The following is a 12,631-nucleotide window of genomic DNA, read 5'->3' as shown; positions in this document are numbered from 1 at the left end:
CCCCGTGTCCGCCACGCCCCCGCCCGCGCCCCCGCTGCTGGAAGTGGACGACCTGCACGTGGAGTTCCGAACCCCGCGCGGCACCGTCCGGGCCGTCAACGGCCTCGGCTACACCCTGCACCCCGGGGAGACCCTCGCCCTGCTCGGCGAGTCCGGCTCCGGCAAGTCGGTGGCCGCCCAGGCCGTCATGGGTCTGCTGCCGACCCCGCCCGCCCTGGTCACCCGCGGCGCCGTCCGCCTCCACGGCCGCGACCTGCTGCAGCTCTCCGACGCCGAGCACCGCAAGGTCCGCGGCACCCGCATCGCCATGGTCTTCCAGGACGCGCTGTCCGCGCTCAACCCCGTGCTGACCGTCGGCCACCAGATCGGCGAGATGTTCCGCGTCCACCGCGGTCTGAACCGCCGGGAAGCCCGGGCCCGGGCCGTCGAACTGATGGACCGGGTCCGCATCCCCGCCGCCGCCCGCCGGGTCGACGACTACCCGCACCAGTTCTCCGGCGGCATGCGTCAACGCGTCGTGATCGCCATGGCGCTGGCCCTCGACCCGGAGGTCGTCATCGCCGACGAACCGACCACCGCCCTCGACGTCACCGTCCAGGCCCAGATCATGCAGCTGCTCACCGACCTCCAGCGGGAGACCCGCATGGGCCTGCTGCTGATCACCCACGACCTCGGCGTGGTCGCCTCCGTAGCCGACCGGATCACCGTGATGTACGCCGGCCGCGCCGTCGAGGAGTCCGACGCCCCCCGGCTGTACGCCGCCCCGGCCCACCCCTACACCCGCGGGCTGCTGGAGTCCGTCCCCCGCCTGGACCGCCCGAGCGAACGGCTGGTGCCCGTCCCCGGCACCCCGCCGGACCTGGCACACCTGCCGTCCGGCTGCGCCTTCCACCCGCGCTGCGCCGTCGCCCGGGCGCGCTGCGCCGGCGAACGGCCCGCGCTGCTGCCGGTCGGCGCGGCAGCCGACGGGCGTCGCAGCGCCTGCCACTTCACCGACGAGCTCCTGGCCACGGGAGGACGAGCGTGAGCACCGGCACCGACGTCCCCACGGCGGCCGACCCGAGCCCGCCGGAACCGGACCGGCCCCTCCTGCGGGTTCGGGGCCTCGCCAAGCACTATCCGCTCGGCCGCGGCCCGTTCCGCCGCCGCAGCGGGGGCGCCGTGCGGGCCGTCGACGGCGTCGACCTGGAACTCCGTCGCGGCGAGACGCTCGGCCTGGTCGGCGAGTCCGGCTGCGGCAAGTCGACGCTGGCCTCCGTCCTCATGGGCGTGGAACGCCCGAGCGCCGGCACCGTCGAGGTCGACGGGCAGGACCTGTTCGCCCTGGACCGGCGGCAGTTGCACGCGCTGCGCCGCCGCGTGCAGATCGTCCTCCAGGACCCGTACTCCTCGCTCGACCCCCGGATGACGATCGGCCGGATCGTCGCCGAGCCGCTCGCCATCCACCCAGAGGCCCTGCCCCGGAAGCAGCGCCCGGCCAGGGTCGCCGAACTCCTGCGCCTGGTCGGCCTGGACCCGGCCCACGCCGACCGCTACCCGCACCAGCTCTCCGGCGGGCAGCGCCAGCGGGTCGGCATCGCCCGGGCGCTCGCGCTCGGTCCGGAACTGCTGCTGTGCGACGAACCGGTCTCCGCGCTCGACGTCTCGGTGCAGGCCCAGGTCCTCAACCTCCTCGCCGACCTGCGTGAACGCCTCGGCCTGGCCTGCCTGTTCATCGCCCACGACCTCGCGGTGGTGCAGTACCTCTGCGACCGGGTCGCCGTCATGTACCTCGGGCGGATCGTCGAGACCGGCACCCGCGAGCAGGTGTACGGCTCGCCCCAGCACCCCTACACCCAGGCCCTGCTGGCGGCGGTGCCGGTACCCGACCCCACCCTGCGCGGCGCGCAGGTCGCCCTGCTGGAGGGCGACCTGCCCTCCCCGGCCGACCCGCCGTCCGGCTGCCGCTTCCGCACCCGCTGCCCGCAGGCCCGGGAGCGCTGCGCCCAGGAGGAGCCCGCACTGACCGTGCGGCCCGACACCGACCACCCGACGGCCTGCCACTTCCCGCTGCCCGCGCAGGTCCCATCGCCCGGGGACACCGCCACCGGCAAGGTCCCCTGACAGGACGCCGCCCCGTCCGGGAGCCGGCGCCCGCACCACCGGTCCCGCCCCCGCGCGCGGACCGCTGCTCCGCCCCGACCCGTCATCCCCGTGACAAGGAGCATCGCCCTCATGCCACATCCGTCCCGCCCGTCCGCCCGGTCCGCGCGCCGCACCGCGCTGGCGGCCGCGGCCGCCCTGCTGCCCGCCCTCGCCGTCGCCCCCCAGGCCCGAGCGGCCGAAGCCGCTCCCGGCGGTGCGCGCGCCGCCGCCTTCGCCGCGGCCGCCGCCGAGTACCGCGTCCCGCTCCCGGTGCTGCTCGGCGTCTCCTACCTGGAGACCCGCTGGGACGCCCACCTCGGCGCCCCCAGCACCGACGCGGGCTACGGCCCGATGCACCTCACCGACGCCCGCGGCGCGCTCGCCGCCCTCCCGCACCACAGCGGGGGCAGCGAGGACGCCCGGGGCAAGGACGACGCCCCGCTGCTCCGGTCCGCGCCGCCGGCCGCACCGACCGACGACCCCGCCCCCCGGCTGGAGACCCTGCCGGAAGCCGCCCGGCTGACCGGCGCCGCCCCCGAGCAGCTCAGGAGCGACCCGGCCGCGAACATCCGCGGCGGCGCCGCCCTGCTCGCCGCCCACCAGGCCGCGCTCGGCGAGGCCGCCTCCGCCGACCCCGCCGCCTGGTACGGCGCGGTGGCCCGCTACTCCGGCGCGGACGACGAGGCCACCGCCCGCCAGTTCGCCGACGGCGTGTTCGAGGTGATCTCCGAGGGCCAGACCCGGCAGACCGACGCCGGAGGCGGGCCGATCACCCTCGCGCCGGCCCGGATCGCCCCGCGCACCGACCAGTTGGCCCGCCTGCACCTGCGGCACACCGCGGACGGCGCGGACTGCCCCGCCGCCCTCGGCTGCGAGTGGATCCCCGCCCCCTACCAGCAGCTCTCCGCCGACCCCGGCGACTACGGCAACCACGACCTGTCCGACCGGCCGTTCAACCAGAAGATCGACTACATCGTCATCCACGACACCGAGACCCTCTACGACCCCACCCTGAAACTGGTCCAGGACCCGACGTACGTCTCCTGGCACTACACGATCCGCTCCGCCGACGGCCACGTCGCCAACCACGTCAACCCCAAGGACGCGGCCTGGCACGCCGGGAACTGGTACGTCAACGCCAAGTCCGTCGGCATCGAGCACGAGGGCTTCCTCGCCCAGGGCGGCCAGTGGTACACCGAGGCGATGTACCGCAACTCCGCGAAACTGGTGCGGTACCTCGCCGGCAAGTACGGCATCCCGCTGGACCGCGCGCACGTCGTCGGCCACGACGACGTCCCCGGCAGCACCGCCGGCAGCATCCCCGGCATGCACCAGGACCCCGGCCCGTACTGGGACTGGGACCACTACTTCGCCCTGCTCGGCCGCCCCTTCAAGGGCGTCGGCGACGCCAGGACCGCCGGCCTCGTCACCATCGACCCCGACTACGACGCCAACACCGAGCCGTACTACTGCGGCGACACCCCGGCCGACCCGTGCCCCGTGCACGGCTCCGCCTCGATCACCCTGCGCACCGCGCCGCGCGACGACGCCGCGCTGGTCACCGACATCGGCATCCGCCCCGCCCCCGGCGACTGGTCGGTGTACAACCACGCGGCCCGGGTCAGCACCGGCCAGCAGTACGCCGTCGCCGACCGCTCCGGCGACTGGACCGCGATCTGGTACCTCGGGCAGAAGGGCTGGTTCCGCAACCCGGCCGCCGCGCCGACCGCCCTGCCCGCACTCGGCCTGACGGTGGTCGCCAAGCCCGGCCGCACCTCCGTGCCGGTGTACGGCCGCGCCTACCCTGAAGCCACCGCCTACCCCGCCGGCATCAACCCGCAGGCGATCTCCCCGCTGCCCTACCAGCTGCTCCCCGGCCAGCGGTACTCCCTCGGCGGGGCCGTCCACGGGGAGTACTACTACGCCACCACCTTCGACCAGGCCGACCACACCGTGGTCCGCGGAAGCAACGTGTACTACCAGGTGCAGTTCGGCCAGCGGTTCATGTTCGTCAACGCCGACGACGTCCAGCTCGTACCGAGCTGGGCACCCGTTCCGACCGGCAGCTGAGGCCGGTAGCGTGGGGGCCGACGGCCCGGCCGTCGGCCCCCACGACCGGCCCGACGGCCAGAGAGCCAGGACAGCACGATGACAGGGCACACCGCGGGCGGGCCCACCTCCCGCCCGCGGCCCACCGGCACCGCACCGGAGCACGGCACGGCCGCACTGCACCGCTGGGACGACGCCGACCGGTTCGCCGGCGGAACCCCCGAAGGGCTCCGCCCCACCGCCGCCGCCCCCGCGTTCCCCGGACGCACCGCCCTGGTCTGGGACGCGGCGATCGGCTCCGAACCGTACGCCGACCCGTTCGGCCACCGCCCCAGGACGTGGCAGCACACCCGCTGGACCTCCCCCTGGACCCCGGTCGGCCTCGACCCCGACGGTGCGGCCGGGGCCCACGACCTGGTGCCGTCCTGGACGGTGACCGGACCGGTCGGCACCCGGCTGACGGTCGACCTGCGAGTGCGCGACGCGGCCGGAGCCGAGTCCGGCTGGTTCACCATGGCCCGCTGGGCCCCCGGCGACGAGGTCGTCCACCGCACCACCGTTCCCGGGCAGGCCGACGCCTTCGGCACCGTCGAGGTCGACACCTTCACCGCCGCACCCGGCCGCCCGGTGTCCGCCTTCCAGGTCCGAGCTGTGCTGCTGCGCGCCGAGGACGGCGAACCCCCGTCCGGGACCGCCGCGGAGGACACCAGGCCGACCCTGCACTCCCTCTCGGTCCTGGCCTCCCGCACGCCGCCCGCCGGGCCGCCCCGGCCCACCAGCGGCCCCGGCGGAGCCTGGGGCACCGTCCTGGACGTGCCGCAGCGCTCGCAGGAGGTGCACACCGGGCACTGCCCGCAGTACGACGGGGGTGGCGAGGCCTGGGCGGGCCCGGCCTGCACCGCGATGCTCACCGCCTACTTCGGCCGCGGTCCCTCCCGTGAGGAACTGCGCTGGCTCGACCCCCAGGACCCTGCCCCGGACGTCGACTTCACCGCCAGAGCCGTCTACGACTACGCCTACCGCGGTTGCGGCAACTGGGCGTTCAACGCCGCCTACCCCGCCAGGTACGGCCTCCTCGGCCTGGTCACCCGGCTGCGCTCACTGACCGAACTGGAACGCTTCGTCCTCGCGGGCATCCCCGTGGCCACCGCGCAGGCGGCGCGCAGCAGCGAGCTCGGCGGCTACGCCGCGGCCGGCAACATCATGGTGGTGCGCGGCTTCACCGTCCACGGCGACGTGGTCGTCAACGACCCGCTCTCCCCGACCGACGACGCGGTCCGCCGCACCTACCCGCGCGGCGAATTCGAACGGGTCTGGCTGTCCGGCGGCGGCGTCGTCTACCTGGTCCACCCGCCCGACCGACCCCTGCCCGCCCGTGCTCCAGGGATCACCGCCAACTGGTGAGCCCAGCTTCTGCCGCAGCCACTGCCACAGGATCCCTCGTCTAACGTCGGTGCGCTGGCGCGGGCCGGCCACTCAGCCCCGCGCTACACCTTCGAGTGATGCCCACCGATGCCAACCACGTCGGCCTGTTCGCCGAGGAGCCCGGGTCGAGCGGCGAGAAACTCGGCGACTGCGCACCGGCGGGAGGGACAACGGCTCCGGCCCGGTCCCGAGGGCCTGCCCCATCGCCGTTCCCGCTGCGTGATACCAACGGCTCACGACGCCTTGCGCCTCGGTGCGCGGCTGACTCTGATGGGATCCATGTTGCCGCAACCTCCGAATTCCACGACAGACGTTCCACCGGCGGAGCGCTCGCACTGGGTGACCTTCGCCGGGATCCTCCTGATGCTGAGCGGACTCTTCGACCTCGTCAACGGTTTCGTCGCGATCCTCGACCACGGCTACTACGAGACGACTGCCAACCACGGCAACCGCCTCCTGATCTTCAACTACACCGCATGGGGCTGGATCTGGGTCGCCACGGGCATTGCACAGGCACTCGTCAGCCTGGGAGTGCTGCTGGGAGTCAGGGCGGCCCGGATCACCGGCATCGTGCTGGCCTCCGTCTGCCTGGTGGGTCAGATGATGTTCATCTCGGCCTTCCCCTACTGGTCGCTGTTCACCATGCTCATGTCCGTGCTGGTGATCTACGGGCTGCTCGCCGAGCCGCATCACGTCCAGGGTGCACGGGTGTGAGCACCGGACCGGCCCCCTGCGGCGCCCCGCCAGGTGACCCCACTCCTCCGCGCATCGCCATCCGGACGCTTTTCCCGGCCGGCAACGACCTCACCACGGCGGTCGCGCCGGACTCCGCAGCAACGACGCGCCGGCCGACGCCCGCGGGCGGCCAGATCACCTGTCCGGGGCGGACCGGCTCAGCCGTACCAGGACGCTTCGGTCGGCCGGGCGTCGTGCGGCATCGGGCGCTGCGGCATGGGCAGCCGTCGGCCGGGCGCGACGAGGATGCACTGCGGTTCGCCGCGCAGCGGGCCGGGTAGCGTCACTTCGACCGACGCCTCGCCGGGTGGGTCGCCCGGCAGCACCGTTCGGAGCACGTGCGTCTCGCCGTGGTGGCCGTGCAGGCGCTCGTTCGCGGCCTCGTGGCCGTTGACCAGCAGGGAGAGCTCACGGACCGTGCCGAGGGTCACGGTGGCAGTGAGGGAGTTGCCGGCGTACTCGAGGTGGAAGTAGTACGTGCGGCTCATGGACGCCTCCCGTGGTCGACCAATTCCCTCCATGGTCGCATCCGGCGGTGCCCGAGGCCCGGCCTGAACGCCCGGGCACCGCCCCCGGCTGTCCGGTCCTCAGCCCGCACAGGTGAACCGGGCACCGCCTGACGTTCGGGCGATCGCGGGGGCACGGTTCACCGGCCGGTGGCGAGGGCGGCGGCGAGCACGGTCACGTCGTCGCGCTCCCAGTCGGCCCCGTGGGCCTCGACCGCGGTGTACAGCGCCCGGACCGTGTCCTCCGGGGTCGGGTCGGTGCGGGCGAGCAGGTCGGTGACGGCGTCGGGGCCGAGCATGGTGCCGGAGCCGTCGCGGGCCTCGGTGAGGCCGTCGGTGGCCAGGACCAGGACGTCGCCGGGGCCGAAGGCCCGTTCCCGGACTTGCCACTCGTGTTCGGGGTCGGTGACGAACGAGCCGATCACCGGCCCGGTGGTCTCCAGCGCCTGCACGCGCCCGCCCGCCTCCCGGACCAGGACGACCTCGTGGCCGGCGTTCAGCCAGACGACGCGCTGCTCGATGGGGTCGAGGATCGCGATGACGAGGGTGGTGAACCGCTCCTCCTCTTGCGCGAGCACCGACCAGGCCGCCGCGGCGGCGACACCGGGCGGGCGGCCCAGGCGCAGCGCGGCGACCACGGCGCTCTTGGCCTGCGCGGCGAGCAGGCCCGCCCGGACGCCGTGGCCGGCCACGTCCCCCTGGAGCAGGGCGGTGCGGCCGTCGGGGAGGGCGAGCGTCTCGATGTAGTCGCCCGCGATGACGCCCTCGGCGGCCAGGACGGCGCCGTACGCACAGACTCCCGGGCCGGGCCGATCCTGGGCGGTGAGGACGCGGTGCAGGCCGTAGGTGGTGGCCGCGTCGGTGCGCAGCGCCTCGTCGGCCTTGGCAGCCGAGTGCCGGGACTCCTTGAGCAGGAGCAGGGTCCGTTCCGCCTCGCCCCACACGCCGCGCAGCCAGGGCTCGGTGCGGCACGAGGACAGTGCGGCGCCGGTGGTGCCGGTGGTGGTGCGAGCGAGGTGTTCTTCCAGGTCAGCGAGGGGGCGGACGATGCGCCGCCACATGGTCCAGGCGACGCCGCTGAGCAGCAGCAGCAGGACGGTGACGCAGGTGCAGTGCAGGACGAACAGGGTGTTGTGCGCGTCGGCCGCGCTGCGGCGCAGGTCGTCCCGGTGACGGTCGAGGTCGGCGTTCAGGCGGTCGGCGGCGGCGTACACCGGCCGGGTGGCGGTCGCCGTGATGGTCCAGGTGTCGACGGCGGAGTTCAGGGCGGTGGCATCGGCCTCCAGGCCCACCGCTGCGGCGTCGTCGACGATCTCGTCTGTGAGGGCGCGGGCCCGGGGCGCCAGGTCGTCGGGGACGGCGCTCGGCGACGCGGGGGGCGTGGCCTCGACGCGGTCGTCCGCTGCGCGGACGACGGTGAGCAGTTCCCCGATGGAGCGGCCGGCCGAGGCGACCCGGTCGCCCTGGGGAGTCAGCCCGGTGCGGACCTGCACCGCGATGAGCACGTCCACCGCTCCCAGACCGACGGCCAGGACGATGCTGAGCAGCAGGGCGCCACGGGCGGAACGTGGCAGCGGCAACCGCGAGAACACGCCGGTCACCGGCACCGTCCCCTCCTGGATCCTGGTCGTGCCCCGCATCACGGGGAGTCGGGGCGTGGAACTCCGTCTCCCCAGTGTGCCTGCTCGGATGGTGCGCGGAGCCGGGCAGAAGGCCATGACGGCACGGGGACCATGGGCCCGGGAACGCTCCTGGGCGCCGCCGGGCACGTCGGCCCGGTGGTGCCCCTACGAGGTGACGGGCTGGAGGTCGCCGGGCTTCCAGGTGCCGTCGAAGGCGGCCTGTTCGGGGCCGTAGATGCGGAAGTAGGTGAACCAGCCCCGGCCGGGCACGGTCTGGATCCAGCGGCCGTCGGCGCCGTCCGGTTCGGTGGGGCCGAAGTAGAGGTCGACGGTGTCGGCGCCGTCGGGGCCGAGCTTGTCGAACAGTGAGCGCAGGGCTGCCCGGCCCTGGTCGGCGTCGACCTCGGAGCGGGTCCGGGCGTCGTAGGCGGTGACGGACCAGAACAGGCCGGCGGGGACGGGCAGCGGAACCGTGAGCCGGTAGGTGCGGCCGCCGTCGAGGTAGGCGCCGGTCGCGTCGCGCAGGCCGAGCCAGTACAGCGAGCCCTGGCCGACGGCGCGGCGGAACATCGCGGGCGAGGCGACGATGGCCTGGACGAACCAGCGGTCCTTGGCCTCGACGTCGAGGGATCCCTCGCGTTCGAAGGCGCCGTTCTCGGGGCGCAGACCGGCCCACTCCCAGGCGCGGTCGGGCCAGACCACGCGGTCGGGGCGGTCGGAGGCGAAGGCGGAGACCAGCATCTCGTCGCGGCCCTCGCGGGCGGCCTCGGCCAGCACCCGGGCCATCCGCTCGTCGGGGGTGAACGGTTTGCCGGCCTCGATGCCGAGTTCGGCGAGCAGGCCGAGCATCGGGCGCAGTTCCTCGACTGCGGGTTCGGAGTCGATGACCGCGTGCAGGACGCGCCAGAACTCCAGGTTGTCCTCCCATCGCAGGCAGGTGCAGTCGATGGCCCGGTCGCTGTAGTCGGTGAAGGTGTACGGCGGCGGGCTCCCGGCCCGGGCCAGCGGGTAGAAGCGCACCGAGGCGAGCAGTTCCTTGGCGCCGTCCACGTCGCCGCCCAGCGGCAGCGCGCGCAGCGCGCAGAACACCGTCCAGGTGTCGCTGCGGACGACCTCGTAGCCCTCGTCGGGCACGGGCCCGTCGTAGCCGGGCGGCAGCAGCAGGTGCTTGCCGCCCCCGGGGCCGTACGCCCCGGGCAGGCCGACGTCGGTGATCCAACGGAAGTGGTGGTCGTCGACCAGGCCGATCAGCGGCCCCGGCGGCAGGTCGACCACCATCGGTCCGCTCCTGCGCAGGTCCAGGATGCCGCCGGAGTAGGGGGTGTCGGAGTTCAGGGTGAACCCGAGGTGGTGCGGTCGGGCGATGAACAGCAGCGCGGTCTCGTTGTCCACGGCGCCGGCGTCCCGGGTGCCCTGGAAGATGCCCTCCAGCGAGACCGTCGGGTAGAAGAACCGGTAGGCCTCCACCGCCCGCCGCCGGTCGCGGCGCTCCAGCGCGGCCCGCGCACTCTCCGTCGTGGGGTACCCGCCCTCGAAGTCCACCTGATCCGCCACCACGTCCCCTTCCCGCGTGCTCCCGCGGCCGCCGCGCGCGATGCGGGCGGCGGCCGTGCCGTGCTCACCACCCTCGCGGCGCGTTCAAGGGCGGGCCATCGTGAGCGGCCGAACGGGTGACCGCAGTGGCGCGCGAGCCCGTCCCGAGCCACCCGCCCGCTGCCCGTGCGGCCCGGAACCCCACCCGGCGAATCGGGTGGGCGGTGCCGCTGCCTGCCTCCGTGCCGGGACGTCAGCCGTGCTGTTCGCCGCGCGAGGCCTCCTCGACCCACCGCGCCGCGCGGGCCGTGGCTTCCTGCTGCGAGCCGAAGATGTCGCTGGTGGGGGGCAGGACGGCGTCCTCGCCCAGTTCCGCGGTGAGGCCGGTGCGGTGGAGGACGGCCCGGAGACGGGGTTCGACGCCCGCCAGGTAGAGGCGGCCGCCGTGGGCGCGAAGGTCGCGTGCGTAGCGTCGTAGCAGTTTCAGTACGGCTGAGGAGGGGACGTCGGGGACACCGCGCAGGCCCAGGACGACGGCCGCGCCGCGCGCGCCGGTGGTGTCGGGCCACTGTTCGTCGATCCGGGGCGTCTCGGCGAACAGCGAGACGCCGTCGTAGAGCAGGACGGTGACGGTGCCGGGTTCGATCCGGGCCGGGGCGTCGGAGATCAGCCACCGGCCCTCGCCGTCCTGCTCCAGTCGGTGGAGCCGGCTCCGGCGGGCCGCCTGCCCGCAGTACAGCAGGAGCGAGAGGACCGCTCCGATGACGATGGCCTGCTGGAGCGGAAGCTGGGTGGTGGCCAGAAAGGTGGCGGTCATCGCCGTGGCCGACAGCGGGGAGGTGCGCAGCACGAGGGCGATGTCCGGGAGGCGGCCGACCACCAGCTCGCAGCCGATGACGATGATCAGGCCGCCGATCACCGGCATCGGGATGCGTTCGGCGAGCGAGCCGAGGGTGAGGACGAGCAGCGCGAGCCACAGCGCGGCGAAGACCCCGGTCCACCGGGTGCGGGCGCCCGCGCTGACGGCGACGCCGGTGCGGGACATCGAGCCACCGGTGGGCAGGGCCCCGAACAGGCCGCCGCCGATGTTGCCGAGGCCCTGGGCGACGAAGTCGCCGTTGACGGAGGACCTGGTGCCGTCGGGGTTGGGCACGCTGGGCCCGATGGAGGCGGCCTGGGCGAGGCCGACGAGGGCGACGGCGAAGGCGCCGGGCAGCAGCGCGCCGACGGCCGACGGGTCGGGGGCGGTGAAGGCGGGCAGGGCGCCGGGGATCGGGGCGATGTCGCCCGCCAGTTCCACCTGGGTGCCGAGGAATCCGACGGCCATGCTGACCACGAGCAGGGCGACCAGGACGGCGACCGGCTTCAGTCGCGGCACGAGGCGCACCAGGGCCCAGACGGCGACCGCCGCGAGTGCGGTGAGGACCGCCGCCGGCTGCCAGTCCCCGATGTGGACGATCCAGTCGCCGAGCTGGCGGAGCTTGTTGTGGCCGGCCGGCTGGTAGCCCGTGGCGTCCTTGAGCGAGCCGGTGACGATCTGCAGTGCGATGCCGGTGGAGAACCCGGTCATCACCGCGTTGGAGACGAACGACATGACCACCCCGAGCCGCAGCACGCCGAGGAGGAGCATGACCACCCCGGCCAGCACGGCCAGGGTGGCGATGTTGCCCCCGTCCAGGGCGTCGAGCCCGGCCTCCTTGACGACGCTCTGCGAGGTCAGGGCGAGGGCCGAGGTGAGGGTGGTGACCATCAGCACGGTGCGGGAGAAGAGGGAGCCCAGCAGGGTGGGAACGACGCCGGCGTAGATGCCGGAGACCGGGTTGAAGCCGCCGATCGCCGCGTACGCCATGCCCTCCGGGATGGAGAAGAGGCCGGTCACCAGACCGGCTGAGACGTCCGAGGCCTTCGGCCGGCCCACCCCCCGCAGCCGGGCCCGCAGGGCTGCCGGCCTCACGAGGTGAGTCCGCCGATCGCGTCCCCCTGGTACTTGCCGCCCAGGACGGCGAGCGCCACCGTCATGATGGCGCAGTCGTGCCCGCCCACCCAGGTCTTCCGGTCACCCAGCACCGCGGCCGACCGTTCGCCGTCGAGGACGTACACCAGCAGTGTCAGCAGGACGCACGCGGAACCGACCACCACGGACAGGACGCCCGCCACCGCCTTGCCGCCGCCGCTCGCGGTGATGCTCGCGACGGAGGCCCCGCCGCCGACGGCCACGACGAGGTTCTTCGGGCTGGCACCGGAGAGGAGAGCCGCGAGTCCGGCGGCCCGGCCGGGCAGCGCGTGCTCCCGCCCCTCCCGGGGCCGGTCCTTCCACTGCCGGGCGCCCATGAGCAGGATGAGCGGGCCGGGCGCGAACTCGAGCCAGCACGTCCAGCGGGCCGGCGTGCCCGCGTCGTCCGCGCCGGCGCCCGAGCCGAGGAGGGCGACCGCGGCGGTGACCACCCCGAGCGTGACCACCCGACCCAGCACGAACGCGGTGCGGTTGACCCTGCCGCCGACGGCCGGCATCAGCAGCACGGCGATGAGCGGCAGCGGGCTGATGGCGCTGCCCACGGCCGACGCCGGCATCCGTCCGACGGCGTCGCCCACCGCTGCCTCCTCGCCCCCGGGACCCGGTCCACCCCCGCCAGGTAG

The 12,631-nt window shown here is 74.4% G+C and carries 10 protein-coding genes; 5 read left to right on the top strand and 5 right to left on the bottom strand.

All coding sequences use genetic code 11. The annotated features are described in order from the left end of the window. The first annotated feature begins 4 nt into the window (after window positions 1–4). The 5 genes from BX266_RS37070 to BX266_RS37050 all read left to right on the top strand — a co-directional run bounded on the left by BX266_RS37070 (window position 5) and on the right by BX266_RS37050 (window position 6,312). Window positions 5–1,027 (top strand): ABC transporter ATP-binding protein, encoded by a 1,023-nt coding sequence (locus BX266_RS37070; RefSeq protein WP_259465223.1) that lies wholly within the window; start codon window positions 5–7, stop codon window positions 1,025–1,027. After that, window positions 1,024–2,103 carry an ABC transporter ATP-binding protein gene (locus BX266_RS37065; protein ID WP_099906897.1) on the top strand — a complete coding sequence of 360 codons (1,080 nt, stop codon included), beginning with the start codon at window positions 1,024–1,026 and terminating at the stop codon, window positions 2,101–2,103. The genes BX266_RS37070 and BX266_RS37065 overlap by 4 nt, the downstream gene beginning before the upstream one ends. Window positions 2,104–2,214: 111 nt before the next feature. Further along, window positions 2,215–4,194, top strand: a complete 1,980-nt coding sequence (locus BX266_RS37060; protein ID WP_099906898.1) for an N-acetylmuramoyl-L-alanine amidase — start codon at window positions 2,215–2,217, stop codon at window positions 4,192–4,194. A 78-nt stretch (window positions 4,195–4,272) separates the two neighbouring features. Next, entirely contained in the window at window positions 4,273–5,577 is a 1,305-nt protein-coding gene (locus BX266_RS37055) for a C39 family peptidase (RefSeq protein WP_099906900.1), read from the top strand. A 384-nt stretch (window positions 5,578–5,961) separates the two neighbouring features. Further along, window positions 5,962–6,312 carry a hypothetical protein gene (locus tag BX266_RS37050; protein WP_143687080.1) on the top strand — a complete coding sequence of 117 codons (351 nt, stop codon included), beginning with the start codon at window positions 5,962–5,964 and terminating at the stop codon, window positions 6,310–6,312. 179 nt (window positions 6,313–6,491) lie between these two features. Here BX266_RS37050 and BX266_RS37045 read toward each other — a convergent pair whose 3' ends face one another. The 5 genes from BX266_RS37045 to BX266_RS37025 all read right to left on the bottom strand — a co-directional run bounded on the left by BX266_RS37045 (window position 6,492) and on the right by BX266_RS37025 (window position 12,586). Then, window positions 6,492–6,821: a hypothetical protein gene (locus BX266_RS37045; protein ID WP_259465222.1), complete on the bottom strand. Its 330-nt coding sequence runs from the start codon at window positions 6,819–6,821 to the stop codon at window positions 6,492–6,494. Window positions 6,822–6,979: 158 nt separating this feature from the next. Further along, complete coding sequence (locus tag BX266_RS37040) at window positions 6,980–8,479, bottom strand: PP2C family protein-serine/threonine phosphatase (protein WP_180290738.1); 1,500 nt, start codon at window positions 8,477–8,479, stop codon at window positions 6,980–6,982. 147 nt (window positions 8,480–8,626) lie between these two features. Beyond that, on the bottom strand, window positions 8,627–10,015 hold the full coding sequence (locus tag BX266_RS37035; RefSeq protein ID WP_218969303.1) for a DUF1254 domain-containing protein: 1,389 nt from the start codon (window positions 10,013–10,015) through the stop codon (window positions 8,627–8,629). 232 nt (window positions 10,016–10,247) lie between these two features. After that, entirely contained in the window at window positions 10,248–11,948 is a 1,701-nt protein-coding gene (locus BX266_RS37030; RefSeq protein WP_259465221.1) for a SulP family inorganic anion transporter, read from the bottom strand. After that, window positions 11,945–12,586, bottom strand: a complete 642-nt coding sequence (locus tag BX266_RS37025; protein ID WP_099906908.1) for a GAP family protein — start codon at window positions 12,584–12,586, stop codon at window positions 11,945–11,947. Before BX266_RS37025 ends, BX266_RS37030 begins: the two co-directional genes overlap by 4 nt. Window positions 12,587–12,631: the final 45 nt, after the last annotated feature.

The sequence above is a fragment of the Streptomyces sp. TLI_171 genome, assembly GCF_003610255.1.
Lineage (GTDB): Bacteria > Actinomycetota > Actinomycetes > Streptomycetales > Streptomycetaceae > Kitasatospora.
This window is presented reverse-complemented; position numbering and strand designations above follow the sequence as displayed.